26 protein-coding genes are annotated in these 26,172 nt (G+C 57.4%); 14 read left to right on the top strand and 12 right to left on the bottom strand.

All coding sequences use genetic code 11. The features are described from left to right. Positions 1–5: 5 nt before the first annotated feature. The gene (locus tag AC5RUO_RS06350; RefSeq protein WP_009356857.1) at positions 6–215 is read right to left on the bottom strand and encodes a hypothetical protein; all 210 of its coding nucleotides are present in this window, start codon (positions 213–215) and stop codon (positions 6–8) included. Between the two features lie 1,203 nt (positions 216–1,418). On the opposite strand from AC5RUO_RS06350, the gene AC5RUO_RS06345 reads away from it, so the two are divergent. From AC5RUO_RS06345 to AC5RUO_RS06325, 5 genes are all read left to right on the top strand, one after another. Beyond that, on the top strand, positions 1,419–1,625 hold the full coding sequence (locus AC5RUO_RS06345; RefSeq protein ID WP_494103100.1) for a hypothetical protein: 207 nt from the start codon (positions 1,419–1,421) through the stop codon (positions 1,623–1,625). Positions 1,626–1,629: 4 nt separating this feature from the next. Beyond that, positions 1,630–1,875 carry a helix-turn-helix domain-containing protein gene (locus AC5RUO_RS06340; protein ID WP_494103099.1) on the top strand — a complete coding sequence of 82 codons (246 nt, stop codon included), beginning with the start codon at positions 1,630–1,632 and terminating at the stop codon, positions 1,873–1,875. A 120-nt stretch (positions 1,876–1,995) separates the two neighbouring features. Further along, a complete protein-coding gene (locus tag AC5RUO_RS06335; protein ID WP_494103098.1) occupies positions 1,996–2,388 on the top strand; it encodes a hypothetical protein in 393 nt (130 codons plus the stop codon). Between the two features lie 272 nt (positions 2,389–2,660). Beyond that, positions 2,661–2,888 (top strand): hypothetical protein, encoded by a 228-nt coding sequence (locus AC5RUO_RS06330; RefSeq protein WP_494103097.1) that lies wholly within the window; start codon positions 2,661–2,663, stop codon positions 2,886–2,888. A 10-nt stretch (positions 2,889–2,898) separates the two neighbouring features. Further along, on the top strand, positions 2,899–3,390 hold the full coding sequence (locus AC5RUO_RS06325; RefSeq protein WP_494103096.1) for an ATP-dependent DNA ligase: 492 nt from the start codon (positions 2,899–2,901) through the stop codon (positions 3,388–3,390). Positions 3,391–3,658: 268 nt separating this feature from the next. Here the strand turns inward: AC5RUO_RS06325 and AC5RUO_RS06320 are convergent, their stop codons facing one another. Together AC5RUO_RS06320 and AC5RUO_RS06315 are read right to left on the bottom strand one after the other, a co-directional pair. After that, positions 3,659–4,405, bottom strand: coding sequence for a hypothetical protein (locus AC5RUO_RS06320; protein ID WP_494103095.1), 747 nt, complete (start codon positions 4,403–4,405; stop codon positions 3,659–3,661). Between the two features lie 128 nt (positions 4,406–4,533). Then, on the bottom strand, positions 4,534–4,941 hold the full coding sequence (locus AC5RUO_RS06315; protein ID WP_494103094.1) for a hypothetical protein: 408 nt from the start codon (positions 4,939–4,941) through the stop codon (positions 4,534–4,536). A gap of 298 nt (positions 4,942–5,239) precedes the next feature. On the opposite strand from AC5RUO_RS06315, the gene AC5RUO_RS06310 reads away from it, so the two are divergent. Together AC5RUO_RS06310 and AC5RUO_RS06305 are read left to right on the top strand one after the other, a co-directional pair. Then, the gene (locus AC5RUO_RS06310) at positions 5,240–5,500 is read left to right on the top strand and encodes a hypothetical protein (RefSeq protein ID WP_494103093.1); all 261 of its coding nucleotides are present in this window, start codon (positions 5,240–5,242) and stop codon (positions 5,498–5,500) included. Continuing rightward, positions 5,481–5,807, top strand: coding sequence for a hypothetical protein (locus tag AC5RUO_RS06305; protein ID WP_494103092.1), 327 nt, complete (start codon positions 5,481–5,483; stop codon positions 5,805–5,807). Before AC5RUO_RS06310 ends, AC5RUO_RS06305 begins: the two co-directional genes overlap by 20 nt. A 299-nt stretch (positions 5,808–6,106) precedes the next feature. Here the strand turns inward: AC5RUO_RS06305 and AC5RUO_RS06300 are convergent, their stop codons facing one another. From AC5RUO_RS06300 to AC5RUO_RS06265, 8 genes are all read right to left on the bottom strand, one after another. Continuing rightward, positions 6,107–9,235: a type III restriction-modification system endonuclease gene (locus AC5RUO_RS06300; RefSeq protein WP_494103091.1), complete on the bottom strand. Its 3,129-nt coding sequence runs from the start codon at positions 9,233–9,235 to the stop codon at positions 6,107–6,109. After that, positions 9,235–11,085, bottom strand: coding sequence for a site-specific DNA-methyltransferase (locus AC5RUO_RS06295; RefSeq protein WP_494103090.1), 1,851 nt, complete (start codon positions 11,083–11,085; stop codon positions 9,235–9,237). Before AC5RUO_RS06295 ends, AC5RUO_RS06300 begins: the two co-directional genes overlap by 1 nt. Before the next feature lie 18 nt (positions 11,086–11,103). After that, a complete protein-coding gene (locus AC5RUO_RS06290; protein WP_494103089.1) occupies positions 11,104–11,769 on the bottom strand; it encodes a DUF4391 domain-containing protein in 666 nt (221 codons plus the stop codon). Further along, complete coding sequence (locus AC5RUO_RS06285; RefSeq protein ID WP_494103088.1) at positions 11,762–15,031, bottom strand: helicase-related protein; 3,270 nt, start codon at positions 15,029–15,031, stop codon at positions 11,762–11,764. The genes AC5RUO_RS06290 and AC5RUO_RS06285 overlap by 8 nt, the downstream gene beginning before the upstream one ends. Positions 15,032–15,196: 165 nt before the next feature. Further along, positions 15,197–15,676 (bottom strand): DUF4411 family protein, encoded by a 480-nt coding sequence (locus AC5RUO_RS06280; RefSeq protein WP_494103087.1) that lies wholly within the window; start codon positions 15,674–15,676, stop codon positions 15,197–15,199. Beyond that, positions 15,673–16,848, bottom strand: coding sequence for an ImmA/IrrE family metallo-endopeptidase (locus AC5RUO_RS06275; RefSeq protein WP_494103086.1), 1,176 nt, complete (start codon positions 16,846–16,848; stop codon positions 15,673–15,675). The genes AC5RUO_RS06280 and AC5RUO_RS06275 overlap by 4 nt, the downstream gene beginning before the upstream one ends. Before the next feature lie 231 nt (positions 16,849–17,079). Beyond that, a complete protein-coding gene (locus tag AC5RUO_RS06270) occupies positions 17,080–17,175 on the bottom strand; it encodes a hypothetical protein (protein ID WP_494103085.1) in 96 nt (31 codons plus the stop codon). A gap of 28 nt (positions 17,176–17,203) precedes the next feature. After that, the gene (locus AC5RUO_RS06265) at positions 17,204–17,551 is read right to left on the bottom strand and encodes a recombinase family protein (RefSeq protein WP_494103386.1); all 348 of its coding nucleotides are present in this window, start codon (positions 17,549–17,551) and stop codon (positions 17,204–17,206) included. Positions 17,552–17,610: 59 nt separating this feature from the next. Between AC5RUO_RS06265 and AC5RUO_RS06260 the strand changes: the two genes are divergently transcribed. From AC5RUO_RS06260 to AC5RUO_RS06240, 5 genes are all read left to right on the top strand, one after another. After that, positions 17,611–18,156 carry a hypothetical protein gene (locus tag AC5RUO_RS06260; RefSeq protein WP_494103084.1) on the top strand — a complete coding sequence of 182 codons (546 nt, stop codon included), beginning with the start codon at positions 17,611–17,613 and terminating at the stop codon, positions 18,154–18,156. 179 nt (positions 18,157–18,335) lie between these two features. Further along, positions 18,336–19,016: a TIGR02391 family protein gene (locus tag AC5RUO_RS06255; protein ID WP_494103083.1), complete on the top strand. Its 681-nt coding sequence runs from the start codon at positions 18,336–18,338 to the stop codon at positions 19,014–19,016. Positions 19,017–19,102: 86 nt separating this feature from the next. Beyond that, on the top strand, positions 19,103–19,267 hold the full coding sequence (locus AC5RUO_RS06250) for a hypothetical protein (RefSeq protein ID WP_494103082.1): 165 nt from the start codon (positions 19,103–19,105) through the stop codon (positions 19,265–19,267). A gap of 238 nt (positions 19,268–19,505) precedes the next feature. Continuing rightward, positions 19,506–20,102: a hypothetical protein gene (locus AC5RUO_RS06245; RefSeq protein ID WP_494103081.1), complete on the top strand. Its 597-nt coding sequence runs from the start codon at positions 19,506–19,508 to the stop codon at positions 20,100–20,102. Between the two features lie 40 nt (positions 20,103–20,142). Then, positions 20,143–21,612, top strand: a complete 1,470-nt coding sequence (locus tag AC5RUO_RS06240) for a competence protein CoiA family protein (RefSeq protein ID WP_494103080.1) — start codon at positions 20,143–20,145, stop codon at positions 21,610–21,612. A gap of 882 nt (positions 21,613–22,494) precedes the next feature. Here AC5RUO_RS06240 and AC5RUO_RS06235 read toward each other — a convergent pair. Beyond that, positions 22,495–23,103 carry a hypothetical protein gene (locus AC5RUO_RS06235; protein ID WP_494103079.1) on the bottom strand — a complete coding sequence of 203 codons (609 nt, stop codon included), beginning with the start codon at positions 23,101–23,103 and terminating at the stop codon, positions 22,495–22,497. Between the two features lie 485 nt (positions 23,104–23,588). Here AC5RUO_RS06235 and AC5RUO_RS06230 point away from each other — a divergent pair, with 485 nt between their 5' ends. Further along, positions 23,589–24,689 (top strand): GmrSD restriction endonuclease domain-containing protein, encoded by a 1,101-nt coding sequence (locus AC5RUO_RS06230; protein ID WP_494103078.1) that lies wholly within the window; start codon positions 23,589–23,591, stop codon positions 24,687–24,689. A gap of 439 nt (positions 24,690–25,128) precedes the next feature. Beyond that, positions 25,129–25,947 (top strand): DUF6308 family protein, encoded by an 819-nt coding sequence (locus tag AC5RUO_RS06225; RefSeq protein WP_494103077.1) that lies wholly within the window; start codon positions 25,129–25,131, stop codon positions 25,945–25,947. Positions 25,948–26,172: the final 225 nt, after the last annotated feature.

The raw sequence follows: 26,172 nt of genomic DNA, 5'->3' as shown, positions 1-26,172 counted from the left end.
GTGCTTTAGCTGCCCACCTTGTCCATTGCCTGGTTAAACATTGTCTCCAGGGCTGGTCCCGCGAGCGCGAGGAGGGCAGCAACAAGGACGGCGGACATCAGCGTGATCATCACCCAGCCAGGTACGTCGCCTCGCTCGGGGTGGTCGGTGGCAGGGCGGCGCGCGGCTGCGAGCGCCAGAAGCAACATCCCGCAGCGCATTCCCAGGTTTTTCATCCGTCGTCCTCTTCCTTTTTCGGTAGTCCAGTTTTCAGTGTCACGGGGCCGGGGCAGGCACCCGGTGTTGATTTCAAGAACTAGAAGCCCAGGCTGATGGCCGCGATGCCGGGGAAAACGGCGAACACGACTGTCAGCGGAAGCACGCCGAAGACTAGTGGCACCCCTGTCGCGCAACACTTAGAGTCTTTCTGCCGAGGGCATAAAAACAGCTAAGGTCACCTCCCCAGGGAGGTGACCTTAACTGGGCGGTCTGAAGTCTTAGGTGTCGACGGAGGATCGAGACTAGCCATCAAGCTCTTTAATCTGCGACTGCACCTTATGGGTGCGCCTGAATTCCGTGCCACCAGCAATAATGCTGGCAATCCCACTACTCCCGACGAGGGCCGCGATTACGGCCACAAGTTCGTTCACCAGCGAACGCCCTTACAAAACGAGGCAGCCCAGCTCAGCAGCGGCCCCCCAAATGAAAAGCGAAATGCCGGTGACGAAAAATATCTAAAGTACAGGAACGGCGGTAGATGAATCCCTTTGCAGGAACCGGCCCGGGTCTCCTGTTGCTGTTGGTTATGCGTTTGGTTGCGGCGAGGGATGTTGCCACGAGGTAAGCTCACTGGACGCTCTCCGGTTGGAATGTACTTCGCCACAGGCGGCCTTGACAGCAGCCTGGGGGCGATCTCAGTGACTGTAGTGGTGTTCGGGCTGCTGCTGGCCGTAATCGGCTTCTTGATGCTTGTCGTTGCCGCCCACAGCGCCTTGGTAAAGATCGACGCCCTGCCAGTCCTGACTCAGCCCGGCCAGAGGCAGTACTCGGCTTCTGAGTACTACACAAGGGCACCAGCGGCCGAGGATCCAGGCTTTGTCACCTGCCCATCGGTGCGCGGGCCAGCGCCGCCTGAATAGCACCGACCCGCCGCAATCTGCTCTAGCTCGTCCACCCATCGGCGTCATTCGCTCCAAGGAACTGCGGACCATCGAAGTTGAAGCACTTTCGTATGAGGAAGCCCAGGGCGGCCATGTATCAGCGTGTGCCAGAAGGCTGGGAATTGCAGCACATCAGGCAGGAGAAGTAGTGACGGTTGAGAAGCGCCGCTTCCTGACCATCGAGCAGGTAGCCGAAGATCTCAACGTCCGGCAACCGGTCGAACTCCTGATGGACCACCGGCCTGTCCGGTCTGCTGGCTGTTCCGTTAGTCTTTTGCGATGGCGGATATGGAGTTTAGAAAACGTTTGGAGCTGGTCGAGGAGTTGTACAACGAGCTCTATGAGTTGCGGCAGCGTGGCGCTGCTGCCGGCAAGGAAGAAGTCCTGTTAGCGGAGATGCGTTTGGATAACGCATGGCGGGAGTTGTACGAGTACATGGACTTACCGTTGTCCCCTGAGGCTCAAACCGCGGATGGTTCTGAGTAGCCTCATGACCGATGATCTGGAGGCGAAGCGTCCGAGGTTTTTGGCGATCAGTCAGGTAGCGGAGGAGTTGTGCGTAGGCGTCCCAACCGTCCGACAGTTAATAAAGACCGGTGAGTTGCGGGCGTTGCAGATCGGTGGCCGCGGCATATGGCGTATCGCTGCCAGAGATCTTGAGGACTACATTGAACGGGCGTACCGAGTTACTTCTGAACGGATAGCGGCCGGTGAAGTAGCTGACGAGGAACCCTAGTCTGTGGGTGCACCGCGCGCCGCTCGCCTATTCGCATGTAATTAGTCAGCGGGCACTCTGCCGGGAAAGGGTAGGCTGTCAGCCACCATTGGGGGGAACAGAAGTGGGGAAGCAATGAACATGGATCAAGAATTCGCATGGATTTGTGATGTCTGCCGGGAGAACGTTGCGGACGGCGCCGGATACCTCCACCTGGATATGACGGCCGTCAATCAAGCTGAGATAGCCCAGCAGAAGTGGGAGGAGGAGCACCCACCAACTGTGGTGGGTGCGCGAGCGCTAACCCTCGGCGACATTATGAGTCAGCCGGACGAGGTGCAGTGGCGCGTCCTGCATACGGAATGCGACCCTGACCCGGAAGGAAATGCATACGCCATTACCGTATCTCGTGTCCGCACGCCAACTAAACTCCTGGCCTGGACGATACACCTGTCGGAAAAGTCGTGGTTCGATCGCACCGACTGGAGGGACTTCGTCACCAAGACAATAGGCATCGACGTTTCCTCAACATAGTCTGCCCCTCGCTGTGCCCCGTAGCCCTGGTCATGAAGCTTCTGGCACAACATCTTGCGGCCCTAAAGCTTGACTCATCCACGACAGATGTCATTTCTGGGTAAACCCGAGTACTGGTTACTCGGGCTCAAAGGTTCGTTTTGGTGGTTGACTAGGGTTGGGGCGTCTCCGTTGAACCTCGGGACGGACAAGGAGAGCAGCCCGGTGTCCAGGCTGAACGAAGGGCGATGTGTGGATCTGCAACCAGTCCACCGATTCCGAGGATGGCTGCAATGAAGGATTGGATCCATCCGGCACTCAGGCGGGGCACTATTCTATTCGCCACGCAAGCCATCGGATTTACAGCTGGCGTTGCCTACATCATTTTTCTTGCCCTACAAAATCCTACGGTGGAGCGTTGGTGGTGGGCGGGACTAGCCGTGATTGCCTCTATCCTGATTTGGTTCTTGCGAAGAAAGCTGGTCATGACCCCAGCCTGTCCGCCGAAGATTGCCAAATGACCAACACGAAGTGCAGTTAACACGCCGAGCCACCGCCTATATTGACGCTCGCCAGGTGACGCTTTGGTCCAGGCAGGGGAAAGAACTAACGAAAGTCCTGGGAGATGTAGCTGCAGCTCTCGCGGAGCAGGTGCCTCCCGGCGTAGTCCTGGACGGCGAAGCCGTCATCTGGAATCGGAACCGGCTGGACTTCGACGCGCTGCAGCAGCGCATGGTCACCTCCAGGGCCGCGCTGCCGGCCCTGGCCACAGAACTGCCCGCTTCGTTCGTGGCCTTTGATGTCCTGGCCGTAGCCGGGCAGGACACCCCCGGGGCGTGCCGTTCACCGGGTGCCGGCAGCTGCTCGAGGAACTGGCCTGGGACTGGCCGCGCCATTGAACCTCTCCCCCATTACCGGGGACATGGAACTGGCGAAGACCTGTTGCGGGATCTGCCCGCCACGGGCATCGAAGGTCTCGTGTTCAAGGGCGCCCAGCCGTACGAGGCCGCGAGGATCTGTTGAAGTTAAAGTCCGAGTAACATTCCGGACGTCTATATCCCAAGGATGATGGGGATGTACTGCTTCCAGGATTCACCAAATTCCCGTCGCTTCGATGCGGCGTGGTCCAGCCGCGCAAAGGCGAAATCAAAAAGTTGCTGCCTGGCCTAACCATGAAGGCCGGCCGCGACAACTCTCCGTCTGGGTGTGGACCTAAGACGTTGCTGGCTCCTCGTCTTTCCAAGGGTGTAGTCGAGGTCGGCGCAGCGACCCCTGGAGCTCCCAGTGGGGGCTAGGACAACTGCCCGTCGACCGTTCGTGGCGGCGTGTCAGCGTTCTGGTTCCTGATAAGCATGAACTCGCCATGGAGGGAGCGACTTCTGTCCAATCGCTCCACTACACGCCTCTGTGTCGCCTCGACGATCGAGGAAACGGGGTCCTCCAAGGCCGCCTGCGTCGCGCTCTCCGCACCATCACGAACTTCTACTTTGGCGAGCCACCGCCTCCCTTGTGCCACGTACTGCTCAGCCTCACGAACCGAGCGGAGGGCTGCTTGGTATTGTTCGGCGGTCACGCTGGGCATTTGTACCCAGAGAGTGCCGGCTTCATCATCGATATCCGAAGTTGCCTCTGGGGGCACCACCTCTAGCCGGGCACCGGGAGACGGGCTCTGATTGCGAACTTCGCCCCTTCGTTGCGTCGACTTACTCTTGGCCCATTTCACCAATTTGGGAACGCCGAGCTTTGCGTCGACCGCAACGTCGACACCGTGCATTATATGTGGCCTGACCACGTCCAGGAGATCGCTGACGACCTGGCCAGCGATCTGCTGGGCTACTGTCGGGCGGGGCGGCATGGCGGGCAAGTGCGATCTAATAATGTCGTCGACATTAGCTGGACGTGATTCGGTCGGTCCTAGGAGGTTTTCAGTGTCGTCTTCGCGAAGGAGGTCTCGTTCATAGCCGCGGGTCTCTCTGGAGCCAGAGCGGTGCGTCCCCTCGCGGCGTCGGACCCAGCGCAGCTCTTCATCGTGGTTCATGCCATGCCGTCCTCATAACCGAAGTGTAGCCGCGTTTGTTCGCAGTCCGGCGGTTCGCAGTCGCTGCCTACACCGCGGATTGCGATGAGCCATCCACTTCCCAAGACACTGCCGCATGAAGCCTGCGGCTAACTTCGATCAGCTGATCGCGTGTTCCTAGCTTCCACTTCCAGTAGAAAAGATCGGCCAGGCTTAGCCAGTCTGATCGGCAGCTCAGAGCACCAGTCCTCAAGGAACTCCTCGGGCGTGGAATTATGCGGGGTCCGGTTAATGCCTTCCGACCGGAAGTTCTTAAACGGCGACGTCGACCTGTCCACCCGGAAGATGATGTTCCGGGGCTGGTTCACGGCGCCGAATTTGATTTTGGGGAGTACCTCAGGTGACTGCACACTGGGCTGCCATTTACGCCAGGCGGACAGAAAAGGACCCTCGAAAGCAATGTTGTCCGTGGCGATGTGAGTGACGCCGCGTGCCGCAAGAGCCGCGAGAAAGCCGTTAGCCAACACCAGCAATTTTTGGTTCTTCTCCAAAGTCACTCAGCCTAGTGCGAGTAGCGAGGTTCATTCCCCGAGCAATACCGCTTGACGAACAGCACAAAGCCCCTTGGTGAACTGGAGGGCGACATTATTGACGACCGGGGGGAGTCGATCCGGCGTTCGGCGAGGGTCCTTTGTCATACCCCTCCCCCATCATCAGAAGCGGCGGTCAAACCTTGACCGCCATCATTTGGCGTGTCTATCCGAACGTATGTTCTAGGGTTGTGGTGACGGACCCGAGCAAGCTGCAGCCCTGCAGACGCAGTACGCGCGGCGGGCCGGCCGGATCGGCCTGACCGTGGAAGAGCTCGACTTCGAGCACTTCCCGGTCAAGAACGGGTATCCCAGGGATCCCGGTCAGGGCGTGGACCGGTTCCCGAACTGCGTCGAGCTGGTGGACGGGAAAGTATTCGCCTGGACAGCGAAAGCTGCCGAAGTGACATGGAAGGACGCTCCGGTGACCTACCGGACCTGGGTGTGGAGCTCGGCGGTCACCCGCCAGGAAGAAATGATGAACAGAAATTTGGGAGAGCGGACCCGTGGCAAGAACAGCAACTGACAAACCCCTCAACGTACCGGTGCAGGTCCGGTTCACCCCGGCCGGCACTCCCCTGGCCGTCAAATATGACGGCCGGATCTGGGCCGTTGCCGCCGAGCCAGTGCACTGGTTTACCCGCTCGGACTGGTGGAACACCGCCAAGCGGGCGCCGGTCGGTATCGGGAACCTCGTGGACATCGAGAACTGGAGGTTTCAAGTGGGTCTGACCTCGACCTCGGTGCTTCGAACGTTCGAGCTGCGCCGCGACCCGTTGTCGGACCAGTGGCTGCTCGTAGCCATCTCCGACGTTGGCGCGGCCGCGGCATAAGCCGCCCGGCATCGGAACGGACTACCGGGCCGTTGCCCACGGCCGGGGACAATTCCTTATGGGTTATCCACCGCTACGACTGCCAAGTGAGCTACCCCGACGGGTCCCAAATTCCCAGCCGTGGATAACCCGAATTGACCCCAACCAAGGACAACTCAAAGGTCACCTCGAGCGACTGGAACTGTAGCGCAGCTGCGACTGAGGATGTTCCTGCAGCCCTGCACCCGCCTGGGCCTTTGGCTTGAGCAAGGCAGTGGAATCAGGGCCTTGCCTGCCGCAGAGCTCGTTGACATACCCATTCAACCGGTCGTCGTCGGCATTCCTACGATCTGCATAAGCTGACCGTAGTCCGTGACCACGTCATACTTGACGTCCTCGCCGTTCTTTGTGTTCACGGTGGTGAAGAACTTACGGGCGCATTCAATCTTCGCGTCTTCGACGCCCTTCAGCTGCAGCGTAGATAGCGATCCCTTAGTTTCAGCAACAAAATACACGTGCTTTACGCTACCTTCCGTAAAGGCGATAGCCCAGTCCGGGTTGTAGTTACCGACGGGGGTGGGGATGAAAAACCCTCGTGGGAGTTTGGCATACACAGCGACCTCCTTGCTCGTGTCCAGCTCGTCCACGAATGCCCGCTCAACCTTGGAGTCAGTGACAACGTAGTCATATATGTGTTTAGTCAGCTTGCCACCTGCATGCGTAAGATCCTGCTTCGTCTGGCTCTCGGTGAAGATTGCCGAGTCAAAGCGGTCCTCCAGCGCGTCGTACGTCAGGTGCTCAACAATGACGGTTGCCTTCTGCTCGTTGACCAATCGTGCAGCCTCGGTGATGAACTGCTCTGGATTAATCCTGAACTTGGCGAAGGTGCCGGGTGCAACGCTTCGCAGGATAGAAGCGACGGTTCGGCGGGTGAGTTTAGTTTTTTCGGTGATCTCCCCGAGCAGGTCGTACTTGACTTGTGACCCTGAACTAACGGACTCAACGTGGGTTTCAGTCGTCGAAACCTTGAAGCCAACACCGTTCGCGAGATCGTCCGCCTGCAACGAGTCGCGCTGTTGGCCCGCCTGAACAACATATTGCATCGCTGCTACGTTTAGATGCTTGTCGAGCTCTTTGATGCACTTGGAGATCAGTTCGTCTGAGTCGAACTCAACTTGGTACACGGCCTTGTGGTTAATCCGTGCCCAGAGCTCTTGGAATTCCTTCTTCGCGAAGTTTTCTTCATTTAGCGGAATTCTCTTCGCTTTCCGCCCGTCCTCACCAATCACGGCGACGTCAGAAAGCAAGGAATCGACGAGGGGCATGAGGAACTCGATAACCGGGCGGAGCACGTCCGAAGACGGTTCTGCAAGTGTGCCGTTCTCCTTAGCTTGCTTATAGGTCTCCGAGATGGTGTCGTCGTCAGCGAGGTAGTCATTTTTGATGAGGTACCTATACAGGGCCTGCGCAATATCCTCCTGCACCACCAGATCACCAGACGGCGTTTGGATGGTTTTGCCCGTGAAAAACTTAACGCTTGCCTTGCGAGGCCGAGCAGCGAGCGACTCGGAAATCTCCTTCTGAAGGCCAGCGACGAAGTCAGTGTAGGCCTCGTCGGTAACGACAGTTAGTTCATTGATCTCGTGCACGGTGACGGGGTTGTCCATGCGCTCACCATGCTGATCCACCGCTAGGCGCAGGCCGCGACCGATCTCCTGGCGGCGGGAGACTGTATTGTCACTCTTTTTTAGCATGCCCATGACGAAAACATTAGGGTTGTCCCACCCCTCGCGTAGTGCTGAGTGAGAGAAGATGAAACGGACAGGCTCCACAAAGGACAGCAGCCGTTCCTTGTTTTTCAGAATCAAATCGTAGGCGTCAGTGTCTGTGGACTGGCCCTTATCATCACCGCGGACGCTTACCTTGCTGTCCACTTGGCGCTTGGTCTTTTTGTCAATTGAGAAATACCCCTCATGTATGGCGCGCACGTCATCGCGTTGAAGGTATTCCTGATAGGCAGCCGTCGCGCTGTTGATGGAAAGCTCCCCGAGCGCTTCATCCCGGATACGCCCGTACTCTTCCTCAAAGATACGGGCGTAGTCACCCAAGGTGTCTGCACGGTCGTAGTCGCGGTATTTGGCGACCTCATCAATGAAAAATAGGGAGAGCACCTTGATGCCCTGGATGAACAGCTCTCTTTCCTTGTCTAAGTGAGCGCGAATGACTTCTCGAATCTGGATGCGCCGCTTGGTCTCCTCTGTTAGGTCCCTATCGGCCAACTGACCTGCAACGACAACATCACCATTGCTTAGCGATATCACGTCACGATTCGCATCGATATCGGTGATGAAGAGTCCTTTATAGGCTTCGATTCCGTTTGAGACGGTGTGCAGGTTTGCACCAGCTTCAAGGCGCTTGACTACTCGCTTAATTAGACCGGCTTTGGTCTGCACCTCAAGCTCTATTCGGCAGCGGGGCTTCGCACCTCTTGCTACCTCTACCGCATCCAGGTAGAGATAGGCGGTCGAACCGGCTAGACCCTTTACGGTGATGCCCCGGACGGAGATCTTTTTGACCAGCTTCTGGTTGTAGGCATCGAGCGCGTCCAGCCGAAGAACCTTGGTGTACTCGTGATGTGGCTTGTGTGTCGCCGAGTAGCGCAAAACCAGTAGCGCGTTGAACTCCGCGAGTGAACCTATCGAAGTGGACGCCTTCTTCGGTTTTCCAGTTTTGGTGTCGAACTCTTCTCCAAAACGTTGTGGTTCATCAATGATGACGATGGGGCGGTTAGCCTTGATGACATCAATGGGCTTTCGGGACTGGAAGTCGTCGAGCACGTCGTAGATCCGTCGCTGATCCTTCCCCGTCGCGTTAAAGGCTTGGATGTTGATAATCATCACTTGCACGCCTGCGTCCGAACTGAACCGTTCAAGCTCATGCAGCTGCGACGAGTTATAGATGAACGAGCGTGGTTTGGTGCCGTACAGCTGCTGAAAATGTTCAGCCGTTACATCGAAGCTCTTCTTCACGCCCTCACGGATTGCGATCGAAGGAACGACGACGATGTACTTGGACCAGCCGTAGCGCTTGTACAACTCCATGATGGTCTTGATGTAGACATAAGTCTTGCCCGTTCCTGTCTCCATTTCGACCGTTAAGCTAGGAGCTCCTGGAGCGGCTTTGCTCTCGATAAGCTTTGCCGAGAGCGGGAGGTTTCGCGACCGCTGTACCTTGCGGACGTTTTCAAGGAGCTGCGCCTCGCTGAGATCCACCTCAGCGTTGCGGAGGCCCGAATCCGCGTATAGGGATTCTTGTCCCGTTTCGTGTCGCCCGGGATCAACCCGGTAGGAGATGCCGTCGTGCCTAGGTTGGCCTTCGAACACATCAACTACAGCGTCAACGGCATCGGTTTGGTACGGCTGTACCTTGAATTGGAGCTTCATGCCCATCAGATTGCCTTCACGTCGGTCGTTGGAGACATCTCATGAAAGATCTGTTCAGCGTTGATCCGCGCATCGTCGGACACAAAGCCGGAGTCACGGAAAACAGCACGAAGTGGTTCGCGCTTGGCCATAGCGCGGATTAGGTCTGGAGTGACATGTTCATCGAAGCACGCGACAAGAGCACTGTCTTCGACGATGAAAACCTCCTGGCCGGCAAGCGTCTCGATCCTGATTGACATGGTTAGTTCGAGCCCCCAGTCCAGCAACACTTGGAAGAGCAGGTCCTCGCTGGTCCGATCAGCCTTTATATTGCTCTCAAAGTCCGAAAGGGCAAGCTGCTCAGTCTCATCGGGTGACCGGAGGACATCCACCATATTTGAAGTGTCTACTGTCAGGGCTCGGAACCCTGTGTCTAGGTGCTCTGCCGTCAGCCCAGCTTCTTCGGTGATGCGAAGACCTGCACGACGGACCCGCTCGCGAGCCAGCTCAGCAATGTCGCTATAACCCTGTTTCGAGGCCTCGCTGGTGATAGGTAGAGGCTCCGGGATTTGCACGAGTATCCAGGATCGATCCTTCCCATCCTTTGCGTTGGCACGAAGGACTGCATCAGCAGTGGTCCCTGACCCGGCAAAAAAGTCCATTACGACGTCTCCGTCAGACACGCCCGCTATCCACAGCAGCTGTTCGATAAGCCTCGTGGGCTTAGGAGTGTCAAAAACTGCCTTGCCGTCAAAGAGCTTTTTGACCTCATTTGCCGCTTCTCGTGTGGTGCCAACTTCACTGCCTAGCCACAGTGATTCAACGGCACGGCCTTCAAGCGTATCGAGATAGATCTTTCTAGTGATTGAGGTTTGATCAGAATTGAAAACGATCTCGCCGCTTTCGATCTTCGCCTGCATGGTCTCCCGGCTCCAACGCCAACCATTCTCAGGTGGGTCGATGAGGTTACCGTTTGGGGTTTTTAGTTGGTAACGAAGGTTTGGCCTGTAAAGTGCGTTGCGGACATCCCCTGCTCTCCATAGACCGCGCGGGTCATTGTCCGGGTTTCGGTAGTTTTTGTTGTGTTCCGCAGTACGCTCCAATGGCTGAAGCGCAAATCCCTCGCCGCGGCGATAGCAGAAAATCGTGTTGTGATGCACGGACACCGTGTCTGTATATCCCTTGGGCTGTACGCTGTGCTGCCAGATCAATTCCGCGACGAAGTTTGAGCGGCCAAATACTTCGTCCAGAATAGATCGTAGATTACCGCTCTCGTGATAATCGCAACTCACGAAAAGGGCACCGTCTTCAGTTAGGAGCGATCTGGCAAGCTTCAGCCGCGGATAGATCATGCTCAGCCAGTCAGAGTGATACCGCCCATTCGACTCGGCATTGGTAACCAGATGCACACCGTTCTCGTCGGATTGCCCCGACTCGCGAAGGTAGTCCTCCGTGCTCTGCGCGAATGAATCCGGGTAAACAAAGTCATTGCCGGTGTTATATGGCGGATCGATGTAGATGAGCTTGATCTTGCCCAAGTAAGACTCTTGGAGGAGCTTTAGGGTATCGAGGTTGTCACCCTCGATAAAGAGGTTTTTTGTGGTGTCGAATTCGACGGACGTCTCACGATCAGGTCGGAGGGTCTTAGCAACAGGGGCATTGGCAGTGAACGCCGCGGCGCGCTTGCCGGGCCAATCCAGCTGATAGCGCTCTTTGTGTCCGTCAACAACGTGGTAGTCAGCAAGTTCCTGCCGCAACAAGTCGAAGTCGATGCCACGTACAAGTTTCCCCGCGTTATCGGCGCTTTCAGTGATAACCGTGGGGAATAGTTCTGCAAGTTTATTGATATTGGCCTTTGTCAGGTCGGGTGATGTCATGCGCAGTTTCTCCACGGATTACCTCTGTTGTTCGAGTTCTAATTGCTTCTTTTTAAGAGTGCGGCGTAGCTCTATACGGCGGTTAAGCTGCGGTTCGGTGCGGAGTTTTCGCTGTAACACCGCGATCTCGCGCTCCAGCTTGTCTACCGTCTTTAGGCGGGCGGCGACCTCCGACACTTCCTCGCCTGGCCGCATCGCTACCGGAACCAGCGGCGCCAAGAGGGCGGTATAAAGGGCAGACAGGGCGATTGCGGGCGGAAGTGGCTGCCGTTGGACGTCGGCCGGCTGCCAAGCGGTCGAGTAGTACGGGCTGAGCTTGGGCGCTCCCCCGCCGAGTTGCTTGTGGGCCGCCACCATACGCACTTCCCGATTGACATCCGTTCCTCGGTGGATCTCGAAAATAATGGGGAACTGAATGGCTTTATCGATCGCTGCCAAGACCGGCTCTGAAATGTCGCATGTCTTGGAGTCAATCTGGAACACCTGTACCTCTGGAACCGCGGCGTCACTGGGGAGGTTGATGGTAGCTTCGGCCAGCTTGTAGGCCCAGATGACACGTTGGACCTGCGCGACAAAGTCTTCCCGCACAGCAGGTCTGACGGTGCCGTGCGCATAGAACTTTTCTTTAGGAACGCGACTACCGAACTTGGCTGCGACTGGCCAGTGGTACAGCAGGTCAGCCATACTGCGATTCCGCTAAGTTACGGTCAACAACGGCGATGAAAGCTATGAGTTCGAAGTCTTGTGGGCCCGAAATGGTTTGGGTAAGAGCGGTAGTGGGCCCCCCGGTGAAAAGGCTGTCGATGTCGCGCTCCTCGACGACATCAATCATTGAGTGGATCGCGTCTGTTAGTAGCTCGGAGTACTTTCCCATTTCCGCGCCATCACCGGTTGCCATGTTAAAAGCCTGGGCTACATCAGCGACGGGTTGGTCATAAGGGCGGCAACCAGCACGGAGTAGATCGAGCAGGTGCTTAGCTTCGGTGTGATCGGCGATAACGTTGCCGTCATCGTCCAGGTAGACCAGATAGTGCGGGTGGAGGCGGTTTCCGCGGTTTATATCCTCGTCTCCATTGACATCGCGTAGTGCGAATATCACCCCAGGTCTTAGGCCTTTGTCTGGGTCGGACGGGATGACAGCATGGAGGCCCTTAGGTGCGCTGGCTAGATCGCCATATTCCTTGATGTAGCCGAGAAGGTCCATTCGGAAGTCGTTGAGCCCGAGGTCCGTTATGGAGACACCGGCTCGCACGTCTTCAAGCTCGATGACTTCATCCTGGAGTTTGCGGAGCTGCTCCTTTCGGAAGGCAGCGTCAACGTCTTCGAGGGTGAGAACGTTGTCATCAGCGGTGCCGGCGATGTCGGCGATGACCATGCGGTTTTCGACGCGTTCCTTGAGGTTGATGTACTCGTCCAAGGAGATGTCTGGCCAGAAGTTCACGAGCTGGATGAATTGGTTTTTGGAGCCGATGCGGTCGATGCGGCCGAAGCGCTGGATGATTCGAACAGGGTTCCAGTGGATGTCGTAGTTAATCAGGTAGTCGCAGTCCTGGAGGTTTTGGCCCTCGCTAATGACGTCCGTACCTATAAGCACGTCGAGCTCACGGGTTTCTTCGGGCATTGTGAGGTGGCGCTGCTTTGAACGGGGAGAGAACAGCGACATTATTTGCTGAAAGTCGAATCCGCCACCCAAAGTTGTCTTTGCACCGTTACCGCCTGTGATGAGGGCCGTTTCCAGTCCCGCATTGGCGAGGGCAGGCGCCAGTTCGCGGTACAGATATTCAGCAGTGTCGGCAAAAGCCGAAAAAACGAGCACCTTGCGGTTGCCGGCGTTTATGGGGTTGGCCGCCTTTTCAGTTATCAAATGCTTGAGTTTCTGGAGCTTGAGATCGTGGTCGGGGTGCACCTTACGCATCTCATCGAGCAATTCACGCAGAGTTTCGCGGTCATTCCACAGATCTCTGCGCCAAGATTCGATGTCGACATCGTCGAAGTCAATTTTGATCTTTTCTCCGAAGGAGAGCGCTTCGACATCGGCATCGTCCTCATCGTCGAGATCGAGGTCGGTCAGGTCGGCGTTCAGATCGTTCAAGTTGGACCCCCGTGAGCTGATGCGAGCAAGGGTACGGTCAACTGTTTCCTCGATCTTGCCGACTGTTAGCCGGAAGGCATCAACCGAGCTTTCCAGTCGCTTGAGTAGATTAACGGTCATTAGCTTCTTGAGGCCTTGCTCGCGTCCCTTCTGACCGATATTTGAGCGGGCGTTGCCTATGGTGACGTTGTATAGATCCTCGTACTTGCTGATCCGGCTGGGGAACACATACGCCAAAGGCGTGTACACCGCGAGAGTGAGTTCCTGGAGTTGCTCGAAAATCTCGTTAAAGCTCGGGACCGCCGGAAGATCAGTCAGGGGCTCCCGGACGGACTTGGGCGCCAACCTCTCCGGGAACGCCCCGAATTCGGAAGTGTCATAGAACGCCTGGATATGCTTGCGCGACCTGGCAATTGTCACTGAATCGAGCAGTTCGAAGAAGTCAAAATCAAGCATCTGGAGAATCCGGTCTGTCGTCCGATTCTCCAGGTCAAGCTTGGACCATTCGTTAAAGACCCGCTGGGCGTCGCTGAAAACCTTTTCAACCGTAGTGGACAGGTTCAGTTGTTGCGCGAGGTTATCCGACTCACCTTCGTACGCCAGCTGAAGCTGGTTCTTCAGGTCATTGAACCGGTTGTTCACCGGGGTAGCCGACAGCATCAGCACCTTTGTCTTCACGCCTTCTCGGATCACCTGCCGCATGAGCCGTTGGTAACGTGATTCCTTCTCCTCTGCGTAGTCCGCGTTGCGGAAGTTGTGTGACTCATCGATAACGACTAGGTCGTAGTTGCCCCAATTGATCCGATCGAGCCTCAGTCCGAGAGACTCACCACGAGTGCGGGACAGGTCGGTGTGGGCCAGTACGTCGTAGTTGAAGCGATCACTGGCGAATATGTTGGTCGTGAGGTTGGCGTTGTAGTTCGTCCAGTTCTCAGCGAGTTTTTTAGGACAGAGCACCAGCACCGACTTGTTGCGCAACTCGTAGTACTTAATGACGGCAAGCGCGGTAAAGGTCTTACCAAGTCCTACGCTGTCAGCAAGTATGCAACCGTTGTATGTCTCCAACTTGTTGATGATCCCCGTAGCAGCGTCCTGCTGGAAGTTGTAGAGACTTTGCCAGATTTTCGTGTCTTGGTAGCCCGTACGATCGTTGGGCAACACATCTTCGCTGATCTCGTCGAGAAATTCCGCGAAGACGTTGTAAAGCATCAGGAAATAGATCCGTGCCGGGGAGTTCTCTACGTAGACACTTTCGATGTGCTCACGCACAGCGTCAGTCACGTCGGTCAGCTGCTCCGCGTTATGCCAGATCTGGTCGAATAGTTGAACGTACTGCGTGGTCATTGGGGCCTCGTCGAGCTTGGTGACGAAGTTGGAAACGGCATCACCGCGCTCATAACCAAGGTCAGCCGACGTGAACCCCTGGAGGGGCTGGTAGACAGCGTTGCCGTTAGTAACCGCGAACTGTTGCATCGGCGCACCAGTCTTGTTCGACCGGAACCGGGCTTTACGGCGGATCCAATCAGCGCATTCCCGAGCGATCGCCCGCTGCGTCATTTGGTTCCGCAAGCGGATCTCAAACTCAGACCCGTACAGGGTCGACTCGCCGCTTCGGGCCTGAGGAATGAAGAACTGTCGTCGTTCTTTCGGTAGTCGGTCAGTGGCTTGGGCTGTCACAAAGGAGGGCGAAGTGAAAATGAAATCAAGTTCGGAAACTTGTTCTAGCTCCTTTCGGAGCGCTTCGAAGGCGAAGATGGAAAAAGTAGAAGCGGCGATACGTAGCTTCGACCCAGGGCGAATCTCTGCTTTAAGATCTTCGCCGAGCACCGCATTAATGTTATCGATGATGCGCATCCGCAGCGCTCACTTAGCCTTCCCTGTGCTCGTCGGCGTCAGACATAGGATTGCGCGAATCTCCATGGGGATTGTGGGTTGGCGGCGCATCAGGGACAGAGCTGAAGGCTAACGCCAAATTCCTGGATCGCAGACCGCCCAGAGATCCAGCTGGCATGTGCAAACTCATCCTATGATCCAGTCCTCGGCACGAATGAGGTCGATGATTTTTCCGTGACCTATTTGGCGCTGAGCACATACATAGGGAATTTTAGGCTTGGCAGGGCCACCGTTGGTTTCCCCTGAAATGACCATCCCGGATTCGACCTCTGCGACGGCGATTACGAACGGGTCGGCACCGTTCTTACCACCCTGAGTCGACCACTGGGGGAAGGCTGCGCCAATCTCGCCGGCAACAGCCGCAACTGCAGCCGTCGTAAGATACATGCTTTGCTCACGACCCATGCCTTCTTCCTCGCACCATTCACGAACCGGAGCATCCACTGCGACTGCCTCTGCCCATGCTTCCTCAGAGATGTGGAGGCGACCATCTGAGATCAGGGCGTCGATACGCTCCCACAACTGCGGGAAATGCCGGCGAGGGTAGAAACGCTCGACACCATCGATTAGCGCGCTGGTGTCGAGTGAATAGGTCAATGCGGTCACGCGAGAACCTCCGCTGAAGCGACTCGTTCGATGAGCTTTGGAATCTTGTCGTACGAGACGTCAAGCAGGCGGGCAGTGTCTCTGGAGCTGAGTGCGCCTTCGTTATGCGCGCGAATCATAGACACAATGAATGGACGACCGAGATCGCGGACTTTGAGCTGGTAGTAGATCGGGGCATCTTTACCCGATCTAGCATCCTTCTCGTCCTGCTTATGCCGGTCATACGCCGAGCGGAATTCCCCGCGCAGCATGGAGTAGTCATCCCAGGTCGCTAACTTGAGGTGGATCATCCTGATAAGGCCGGCTTCAGCGCTTGCCCCAAATCGGTCTGACAGGTCTCGAAGGTCGGCGTAGGAGGTTGGCTTGGTAGCGAGCCTTTGCGCTATCGATCGAAATGTTCGGCTGGGCATCAGAGCGGCTGCGGCGACCTGGTCACAGAATCTCTCTTCAGGAACGGACGACTGACGACTGAGATCGCACAGTCCGCTATGTCGTAGACCGAGGTGAGCAAGCTCGTGCAGCAGTGTGAATACTTTGCCCCGAGGCCAATCGGCACCGTTGATAGCGATCAGCGGCGCTAGTTCCGCCGCGATCGAAAAACCTCGCATTTCGCTCACCGGGACGCGCTGAACCTGGATGACCAGGTATCCGCGCTCTTCAACGCGGCGCACAAGCTCTCGCAATAGCTCTTCGGGCTGAGACCATAGACGTGCCGGCAGTTCGTCAAAACCGAGATCATCACGCAGGTGCTGGCCAGCGTGCTCAGCATCGCTACGATCAATTTCAACAATGCGAAGCGGCGGAAGCGCCACATCCCCGAGTTCATCTCTGATGTCTTGAAGAGCTTCCTGTTGGCTCTTTGCACGTAGGATCGCCCGCCTGAGCGGAGCTGATTCCTCCCCTTCTGCTTCCGGCCGGCGAAAGTCCGGCAAGTCGAAAACAGCCTCTTCCTCGAGCGGAGCTGGAAGAAACAGTGCAGCCAACGGCCGGTTATAGGCCTCGGCGGCATGCCGGAGCTGGTTAATGGTGGGTTCAACCTCGCCGCGCTCCCATTGCTCAACACGCGCCTCAGGCACCCCAATGCGTCGAGCGGCTTCCGCACTCGCGAGACGAGCAGAATTCCGAGCCCAGATAAGGACATCAGGAGATACGGCGAAACGACGTGGCTTCACCCCGGACCCCCCTTTCCCATATATGGATCCTACCCTGCCTGACTGCACCGTTCCGACTGTCGACCCTCCCTTTGCCAGTCAATCATCAAGCGGCCCCACCTCCCTGCGGCTGTCTGTGTACATGCTGGAGATGGCATGCAGTATAACCGGCCAGATTAGCTGCCAGGGTGAAAGCTCACTGTTACCCAGGTCGTCTCACGACTCTTGGGATCTTGTTGGTGACATCACGTACTATCTGTCCGGGCGGCTCGGAGCTCGCGTCAAAGATGAAACGCTGACGCTGAGTCGCTCAGCCGTTTCCTTCAAAGTCTTTCCTTCGCTGCGCAACTGCCGGGCCGTTTCGAGTTTCCTGGCGTCATCGAGCGAGGACGGCCGCCGAGGCGACCTCGCGCTTTAGCTGCTGCCAGCCCAGCTTCGTTCTTTCCGACAGCCGCGACCGTTCGTATTCTGCAAGGGAAGCGAACATGTCAAAGATGAGCTTGCCGTACGCGCTGGTCGTATCCAGCCAAGGTTCAGCCAGGGAACGGAAGCCTAGCCCCCGCTGACCCAGCACTGTGACAATGTCCGCAAGGTCGGCCGTACTACGGCCAAGCCTGGTCAGGTCCGCGACTAAGCATTGATCGCCATCCTGAAGCTCATATCCCAGAAGCAGAAACGATCGTTGTGCGATGTGGCAGGTCGGCGCGCCTAGACGCCCAACCATGACAGCACTCCCCGGTGAACCCGTTTTTTGGATAGGCATGTTGCGAAGGGGAACGCACGATGACTCAAGACCAAATCAAAGATGCTGAACCACCCGCTGCGGAAAACAACCTGTTTCCGGCGGACGAGATGAAGCCTGAACCACCCTCCGGCTCTAGGCAAAGCCGCAGGTTCAGAACGACGGAACCTGACTATGACAAGATTTCTATAGAAAAAGTGCAACAAGCAACCCAAGATGTGCGGGATCGTGCAGCGGCTTGGCGTAACGGTGTTGGCTCTATCTTTACAGCCGTTCTCGCGACCTTGATCATTAAGGACGCCAAACCTACGACCTTTACGCAGCTCCCGGTTCTGTTGGGCGTGCCCCCGGGATGGCTGGTTTTAGTGGCCGCCATAGGCGGTCTGGTAAGCCTCTGGTTCCTACTTCGAGCCGCGCATGGCCCCGCTAAGCTAGGTACAAAGTTCGCGGACCTGTCAGAACAGCCCACGAAACAGGGAGCCGTGCGAAGGCTTCGTGCGGCAGTGAGGGATTTCAGGACAGGTCAGTATGTCCTGGTCGGCGCCCTTGCTATCTTCTCCATCGCAATGCTCCTCGCTTTGGATTAGATGAGGCCCGGTCTGTGCAGTAGCGGGGATAGTCCCTTTTGGCGCAAGAAAACATCCATCTAACGGTCGTTATTGACCATCTTGGATCCGGGGCGATACATCTTGGCGCTAGGCATTCTTGTGTTCCCGGCTACAGTGTGCTCACTCTAGATAGTGAGGTTGCTGTGGATATAAGGAATATGACGGAATCGGAGCTAGCATCTGTCTCCCTCGATGAGCTCGGGTTGGCAGTCTTAGCAGATGCCGTTCGCACTAATACCCGGGACTGGCGCAACTGGATGCTTCTCATGCGTGAAGCTACGGAGTTGCGTAGCGGCTCACCAGGAGATGCAGCCCTGACCGAGGCGTGGCAGTGGCTTCATTCAAAGGTTCTTGTTGCTATGGACCCCAGTCAGACCAGCCCCCATGCAGTCATGGTCACGCGCCGCGGACATGAGGCGCTTGAGATCGGCCTGCCATATCTGCGAGCAGTGGAACGGCTCGACGTGGATCTGGTGCCTGAGCTGGAGTATCAGGCGCGTCCACAGTTCCTACGCGGCGATTTCGATATAGCGGCCTTCGCGGCGATGAAAGAAGTAGAAGTTGCTGTCCGGCGCACCGCAGGACTACCCGACGACAAGCTAGGTGTCGATCTTATGAACCAAGCTTTCCGCGTGGGTGGGCCACTCTGGAGAAATTCACTCCATAGGGGTGAATCAATAGCTCAAATGAACCTTTTTGCCGGCGCGATTGGGCTTTTCAAGAATCCTTCTAGCCACCGCCGTGTGAGCTATGACGACGCTACTCTGGCTGCCGAAGTCATCCTCTTGGCAGATCTACTGCTTCGAGTCCTAAAGCGAATCGAACCTGATTCTGAATAACTCCGGCGCGGCAAGAGTCGCTGCACCTATCCGCATCTATTGAGGAACCAAAAAATCCAGGCTCCCCTCAAAGTCAGCGAACGGTCATGTTTGAACTGCATCGGCGTGGCAAGGACACCCCTTGGCAGCAGAATTGGGTGATGTCATCGAATGCTTTAACCATGCGCGCCCGCGGCGAAGGTTTCATCCCTGTGGGAGAGCATTGTGGTGACCTCGACGAAATCAACGGCGGAATCAGCTGGTGGTCTTAACCCCACAGACATTGCTTGCAAGGCCGAAATCGTCCCGTGCACTCAAAAGCCGGCAATAGGGGGTCGTTTCTGACCACCACCACCGCCGTGACGGAACACGCGGTCTACGTGCTGCGATACCGGCTCGTTAATAATCCGGGAAGTTCTGTTTTAAAGGGAACCTCCCCGGTACCGTCAGTGCCACGCTAGGGCGTACCTGGCCGTACTCCACGGCACCCGCCGGACAAAGGGGGACTACTTGAAACCATTGCTAAATATCCTCGTTCTTGTGTTAGTTGCCTATCTGATTTGGATGTTCAAAAGCACGCCGTGGGCAGCGACTTCATTCTTGGCTTACCTTCTTGTCCTGGTCGCAGAAGGTGTGCTTGCACGACGACTCGAAGCGGCGGGAGTGCGCTTGAAACGCGCACCCCTACACACAGCACCTTCTGCTACGCCCGGGCGGACGTGGGAAAGCACTAGTTTCGCACCCGCCGCACCCCGCCAGAACACGTCCTTTGCCTGGCTCCTCGGGACGATGGCCTTTGCCATGTGCTTCATGCTCCTTGTCGATTTCGCCGTCAATCTCCACTGGTTCGATTACGACACCGCTGGCCAGCCTTGGTGGCTCGCAACAGCAAAGTTCCTTGCAGAGGGTGCCTGCTTCTTGGTCTGGATCTTTGGGCCCTTGGTGCTTGCTTTCTACCTTTCCGAGGAGCTGAACGAAAAGTGGTCCGAACCCTCGCGTGAAAAAGATGTGCAAGGCACGATGGGATCGGTCACAGGTTGGGTGCTCGGACTTCTGACGTATTCGCATTTTGCGATTTACCCGCACCTGCTGACGCTAGTCACTTAGCTCTCTGCTGTGCTGTCTGTTGCCGTACAGGAGGGTCTGTGTGGTGAAATCACTTCCAGCACCAAAGGAGCTGAAAACTAAGGGGGACCATGCTGCTTGTTGCCTTGCTCGACGGCCAGCGAATCGATGCCACGACCTGTCCAGAGCGTCATGGCTGGAGCTGCAGAATTCCGAGGAGCGAAAGCGGCTGATATTGCCAGGTTGCGGTATCCGTGCCGTGGCGAAACCCCGCGGGGAGTCGACCCAGTATTTCGCGCACCTCAGTGTGAGGGGATGCAAGGTGGACCACGGCGGGGAGTCGCCACAGCATCTCGCTATGAAAGGAGCACTGCGGGACCGGATCAACGCCGTCGACGGCTGGCACGCGATCGTAGAGCATCCGCACGATTCTAGGGAATGGATCATCGATGTTTTGGCGGAGTCCGATGACTCCCGGCGCCGCGTAGCCTTCGAGGTTCAGCTCTCACCGCAAAGCCCAGCGAAGTACCAGCACCGGAGCCAGCGCTACTTCGGTGATGGCCTCTTCCCCGTCTGGATCGTGCCCCGCCGGCTGGAGGACAACCTGATCCGCGTCCCACTCGTCGTAACAGGCTTTGGGAAGAGCTCGGAGATTCCGGCCGAACCAGGCAAGTTGATGGACCTGGATGTCACTTGTGACTTCCAGGAGGAGGATACCCTCGGGACCTTGGTGGACAATCTGCTGCAGCGCGGCCACAGCTGGAACCACGGCAGCCCCGAAGACCAGGCTGCACGACACAGGAAAAGAGCGGAGCGCGATGCTCGACTCCGGGATGAGGCCAGGCGCCGTCAGGAGGCCATTAATGAGCGCATCCAGGAGATGAGCATGGATAGCGCGGCGCCCGAGGCAGCTTTCGGAGCGCATACCGTCCTCACCGAGGACGGTCCCTTCATTTGGGCATCCCTGTCCGAATGCTGGAGATGCGAGCACCCTATGCTCCTCTGGGATGCAGAGCCTTCCACACCCGGCCGACAGTACCTGTCGGTCCCTACCCTGGACGTCAAACGTGAGGTCGGAACGAAGCGATACGAGAGCAATGCTGGCGTCCATGCGGTGCTGGACACCTGGATGCACGCAGTCCGCGCCGACGTGCAAAAGGCCACCATCAAGCTCCGCCGCAGCAAGAAGAAGGCTGCTGAATACAGCGCTTTCGTCTGCCCGGAATGCGATGCACTGATCGGCCAAATGTTCATCTCCTGCCTTAGGCCAGAAAAGTGGTCCCTGATCAGCGCCCCGCTGCTGAAGAAACAGACAACTACGGCCGGACCCGCGAAACCGGAGGGCCCGAATGATCCGCGGAAGGGCACGCCGCAAAAGCAACGGCCACCTGCTGTTGCGCCAAAGGAAAGACCGCTTTACAAGCGGCCCACGGTTCCCGAAGAACTGCAGACGGACCGAAAGAAGTCATGGGCCGAGATCCATTCCGCCGACGGTATCGCCGAGGCCAGGCGAAAGTTCATGGGAACTGCCGCTCCTTATCGGGGCAATTGAGACGACGAGGGTAAATTCTCAGGTAACCGGGTTCCAGGCCCTGCTGGTCGAAGTCAGGGTTCTGCGCGAGCCATACGGGACAGCTGGCCCCAAGCGGGGCGACTTAAAGCCATTTTGACCTCAAAAACAGTTGTAATTGACAGGCGGCCCGACCGGACCTGACGATGCCTGGTCGCTATTGACTACAGGTGAACCCCGCGCTATAGCTCAACTAAGTCCAGCAGCAGGCCCCATTAGGTCAACCGGAGGCCGCTGTGACAGCCCCTTCTTTCTCCAACTCCCAGCACGCTGCTGCCCTTCATGGGCAGTCGCGGGCCTCACCCACGCACCTACGAACTACTAGGTTCAGCCTGGGCTAATGCCCACACCGTCAATGACCCACGCTTTACGGGCCAACCGCCGAACCCTTCAGTTCTAGGAGAAGCATTACGGACCCTCGAGAAGCCGCCGGAGGAAGGCAGGATTTCGGTGTCCTCAGCGAATATGCGGGCGGGCAACTGGAGTGCCTTGCCGAGCTCATTGGAGCATCCAGCAGGAGACAGTTCCAAGAGATCCTCAAGAATGAAGCCCTGCAAGGATTCCTGAAGGGACTGGGAAGGAAGTACTATCTGAACCCTTTGATGCTGGCTGCTGCGGCAATCCGGGCGTCCCCAGAAGCTATTTTAAAGCTAGACGCGCGGCTACGTAGGCGCAGTTGCAACTTCTCTGGGCCGTCATTCCGGCTGAGGGGCCCAAGTCAGTGACGAGTAGCTAACACTGAGTATCTGGGCCGCCTCCTTTATGGTTTTTCCATGGCATCGCAGTTGCTGGCGGCTTCGGTCATGGATGGAGTCATCGTTCGAGGGCAACCGTCCATTCGGCCGTGCTTTCGCCGCCACCAAACTATTGGCTGGGTTTGTCTGGGTTCGACTGTGGGTCCTGCGGCGGCATGGCACTGGGAGCGCGGCGCCCGGTTGCCCAGGCGAGATACTTCGTGGCGATCTTTTTGGGGTTCCATTTCTCGGCGCTCGCGAGCTTTTCCGGGTCGCCCTTGGCACGGATGCGCTGCAGCACCCAGATCTCGGTAATTACCACTACCGCCAGGATCGGGAGGTAGATGATTTCAGGAAGCCAACCGAAAGCCGTACGCGCGAGACTAATCGGCAGCAGCATAACAAAAATGATGCCGATCCACTTTAGCCACGGTAGATTTTTCGGCTGTTTAACCAACTCCGGAGGCGGTTGCAGGTCCGGCACATCCTCGGGACTTCTGAAGCGTGGTGGGCGGTTCTCCCGCAGAGCTTCCTGCCGTTCGGTGTCAAAGGCCGCGAGTTTGTGGATCTGGTTTCGGGCGGCGAAGTCGGCCTGGAGTTTTCGTTCCCAGTTGACGTCAGCTTGCCTTGCCTGGTTCTTGCGGTTGAGCTCGCGCTGGCGTTCCTGATGTTCGCGATTGGCCTTGGCCGTCTTCGCGTTAGTTCTCGCCGCTCGTTCACCGCCTGTTGTCCAGCCCATTGGTTCCCTTAGTTCTGTTCGCTCCGGATCCGGAAAGTGGTGTTCATCGAATTCGCGCAACGCCCACTGTTAACGGTACTCACGAAACTGGCTGGAAGGCCCCCTATGAGCGGACTTTTCTTCAAGCCGTTCGGCCGCAGGCTATGGGATGGGTTACCGGCAGGGCAGCCGCCCTTTCACCGCAGCGGCTGCGCAAGTCAGAGGCCCCGCCGCTTGAGACCGGCAGGACAGTAAGCGGCAGGACAGTAAGGGAACTGGGCAGATCTCGTGGCCTCATGGGCCGTTCTCCTGGCTGTCAATGGGCATCTTCGTGGCCGCCCACGTGCAGTTTTTCGTGGCGCCAAACACAGATCAGCTCGGCCATTGCAGATCCCGTCCCCTCATGCCAACTAGGTGCAAAGGAGGTTTCTAAAGTCAAGCTTCACCTAGCTTTTAGCCTCGGCCAGTCATAGCATTGGTGCTCCATTTACTTCTCCGGAGTCGTCATGCCCTCAGTCCTGCACGCCCACAGCGTCGTTGGCGTCCTGACTGCTATCGTCTGGCTAATAACCGGATGCAGTTCCCCTACCGACACAATTGCGGAAGCGTCGCCTGCCGCCACTGTCACGGTCACGGTGACAGCAGCGCCGAGTCCCACTCCGACGCCGACCACTACACCGACACCAGTAGATACGGGTGCGCCTCTGGATCCAGACGGCGCCACCTCTGTGATGGGCGGAGATGAGCTCGCGGCACCAAAGCAACAGCCTGCGTATGGAACCAAGGCCATTGAACTGTTAGCTACTCTCCCCATCAAGGGCCGGGCACCGAAGACCGGCTACGACCGGGAGTTGTTCGGCCAGGCTTGGGCCGACGTAGACCGGAACGGTTGCGATACTCGCAACGACATCCTTAAACGGGACCTAACCCAGGTGACGTACACCAACAGCGTTCCCTGTAAGGTCCAGACGGGCCTTCTCGCTGATCCTTACACCGGAACTAGCATCAAGTTTGTCCGCGGTTCCACAACGAGCGCTTCTGTTCAGATTGATCACATTGTGGCGTTGGGGGACGCGTGGCAGAAGGGCGCCCAACAACTGACCCTGGCGCAAAGGACGACCTTCGGCAACGACCCTCTAAATCTTCAGGCGACGGACGGCCCTACAAATCAGAAAAAGGGTGACGGCGACGCTGCAACATGGTTGCCGCCCAACACGGGCTTCCGCTGCGAATACGTCGCACGCCAGATCTCGGTGAAAGCGACCTACAACCTGTGGGTTACCCAGGCAGAGCACGATGCCATGGCACGGGTCCTCGGGAATTGCCCGGACCAGCTTGCGCCCACGAGTCAGCCATCCCCGGCACCGGCTCCTGCGCCGGAACCAGCACCTGCGCCTCCTGCCCCTGCGCCCGCTCCTGTTCCCCCTCCGGCACCGGCCCCTGTCCCTGTTGCCCCGGCCCCGGTCGCCCCCGCACCACCCGTGTCCGACTACTACGCGAACTGCGCTGCGGCCAAAGCAGCAGGCGCTGCGCCTCTTCACGCCGGCCAGCCAGGTTACCGGCCCGGACTGGACGGGGATAAGGACGGCATCGCCTGCGAACGGTAATTGTCCGCTCCCGGGAACGCGGGCCAGGTTCTGCCCGCGCCGGAGCCGGGAACGCACCTGGTGCCGGCCTCGCCTGGCTTTTACTGGTCGACACTGCCTGACGGGCCGAGGGTGTCGATGTCCTGCTGCGAGGGCGGAAAGAAAAGTAGTGGGGGCATTGAGGGCGATTCTTTCGCCCAATGTAGGCGACCTGACCGACAGAAAAAGCGATTGCGGGTGGTACTCCCAGTTCCTCCAAGCGAAGCTTCAAACCATTTGCAGCACCATCTAGGAATCCCATTCCCTCATCGTCGTTAAAAGGAAGCGGACTAACAAGGGACAAGGCAGCTTCACGATTACGCCGCAATTAGTCGAGCTCACTTGTTCTAGTCCTGATTAATCTGACTGTCGTGTAGGTTGTCCCAAAAGTAGCGCCAACCAACAACCCCAAAGGACACCAATGAGCACAAGAGGCTACCTTGATCTCTCCCCCGGCATGCCAGACGGCATAGGCTGCGTTCCGTCCCGCGATGCAGTGGCACGTGTGGTGTCTTTCTGCACGCAACCTACGAGCGGATGGCACACGTACGACATGCTCGGTGCGACGGCCCGGGGTCTCGGGCACTTTGACGAACTCGCGCCCTGGTCACTTTTATGGGCCGACACGCTGGCCGGACGGCTGTCCGTCTCGGATATCGCCGGCTTCACGCACGATCTGCGGTCGGAGTTGGTGCAGCGGCTGCAGGCAGTGCCCGCCATGGACCTAGCCAATATGGATGACAGCGGCGTGGACAGTCTCGCGTTCCTATGCCGCTTTGGCTTCTCCGGAGTCTGGGCTCCCAAGATCACGAAGGTACTTGCCCTCTATAGGCCCGAGGCCGTTCCTGTTCTTGATGGTTACGTTGCAATGGCCATGGGATTTACGCGGAATGGATTTAGTTCCGGGAAGGAACCGCGCTGGCAGCGCATACGGCAGACCTTGCTGGCACTTCGCAGCATCCTTCGCCATCAACAAGCAGAACTCACCCATATCCGCCAAGAAGTCGCCCTTGCCGTCCCGGATATAAGAGAAACAACTGATCTGCGGCTGCTTGATATCATCATCTGGACGTCGCAAGATGATCGCCTGCCTCGCCCAGGAAGTCCGGCAAATTACTGGCTCCATCGTCGACCAGAGGAGTACCGATCGGCGCGTCTAGACCCCCTAACCTTAGCGGCCGTTTCAACCGCCGCCTGTGAACAACCGGACAGGGGACACCCCCCAACGATGTCGGAGTGAGGTCTACTGCAAGCCCACCGGTCCCCCATCGGTTGGCTTTCTTGATCTCGCCATGCAGGAGTTGAGGGTTTTGACGCTGACGCGATGGCGCTGGTAGCCGACACTTGGTTGCTTTCTTCGTTATATAGGCGCCCATGCTGGGCAGGAGACAAGCGAAAAGTCGGAAGAACCGACAATTCCCCATTCGTGAATTTCAAGTGCTGATGAACCCAGGTTGGTGAGCTC

The organism is Arthrobacter sp. Y3221087, assembly GCF_059089905.1.
This window is presented reverse-complemented; position numbering and strand designations above follow the sequence as displayed.

Bases quoted from the DNA above. Each gene is read 5' to 3' on its own strand.
- AC5RUO_RS06230 (WP_494103078.1), top strand. From the start codon at position 23,589: ATGCCCTCAGTCCTGCACGCCCACAGCGTCGTTGGCGTCCTGACTGCT.
- AC5RUO_RS06340 (WP_494103099.1), top strand. From the start codon at position 1,630: ATGACCGATGATCTGGAGGCGAAGCGTCCGAGGTTTTTGGCGATCAGT.
- AC5RUO_RS06290 (WP_494103089.1), bottom strand. From the start codon at position 11,769: ATGGCTGACCTGCTGTACCACTGGCCAGTCGCAGCCAAGTTCGGTAGT.
- AC5RUO_RS06295 (WP_494103090.1), bottom strand. From the start codon at position 11,085: ATGACATCACCCGACCTGACAAAGGCCAATATCAATAAACTTGCAGAA.
- AC5RUO_RS06335 (WP_494103098.1), top strand. From the start codon at position 1,996: ATGGATCAAGAATTCGCATGGATTTGTGATGTCTGCCGGGAGAACGTT.
- AC5RUO_RS06345 (WP_494103100.1), top strand. From the start codon at position 1,419: ATGGCGGATATGGAGTTTAGAAAACGTTTGGAGCTGGTCGAGGAGTTG.
- AC5RUO_RS06320 (WP_494103095.1), bottom strand. From the start codon at position 4,405: ATGAACCACGATGAAGAGCTGCGCTGGGTCCGACGCCGCGAGGGGACG.
- AC5RUO_RS06260 (WP_494103084.1), top strand. From the start codon at position 17,611: ATGACTCAAGACCAAATCAAAGATGCTGAACCACCCGCTGCGGAAAAC.
- AC5RUO_RS06330 (WP_494103097.1), top strand. From the start codon at position 2,661: ATGAAGGATTGGATCCATCCGGCACTCAGGCGGGGCACTATTCTATTC.
- AC5RUO_RS06350 (WP_009356857.1), bottom strand. From the start codon at position 215: ATGAAAAACCTGGGAATGCGCTGCGGGATGTTGCTTCTGGCGCTCGCA.
- AC5RUO_RS06250 (WP_494103082.1), top strand. From the start codon at position 19,103: ATGTTTGAACTGCATCGGCGTGGCAAGGACACCCCTTGGCAGCAGAAT.
- AC5RUO_RS06285 (WP_494103088.1), bottom strand. From the start codon at position 15,031: ATGCGCATCATCGATAACATTAATGCGGTGCTCGGCGAAGATCTTAAA.
- AC5RUO_RS06265 (WP_494103386.1), bottom strand. From the start codon at position 17,551: ATGGTTGGGCGTCTAGGCGCGCCGACCTGCCACATCGCACAACGATCG.
- AC5RUO_RS06225 (WP_494103077.1), top strand. From the start codon at position 25,129: ATGAGCACAAGAGGCTACCTTGATCTCTCCCCCGGCATGCCAGACGGC.
- AC5RUO_RS06300 (WP_494103091.1), bottom strand. From the start codon at position 9,235: ATGGGCATGAAGCTCCAATTCAAGGTACAGCCGTACCAAACCGATGCC.
- AC5RUO_RS06235 (WP_494103079.1), bottom strand. From the start codon at position 23,103: ATGGGCTGGACAACAGGCGGTGAACGAGCGGCGAGAACTAACGCGAAG.
- AC5RUO_RS06255 (WP_494103083.1), top strand. From the start codon at position 18,336: ATGACGGAATCGGAGCTAGCATCTGTCTCCCTCGATGAGCTCGGGTTG.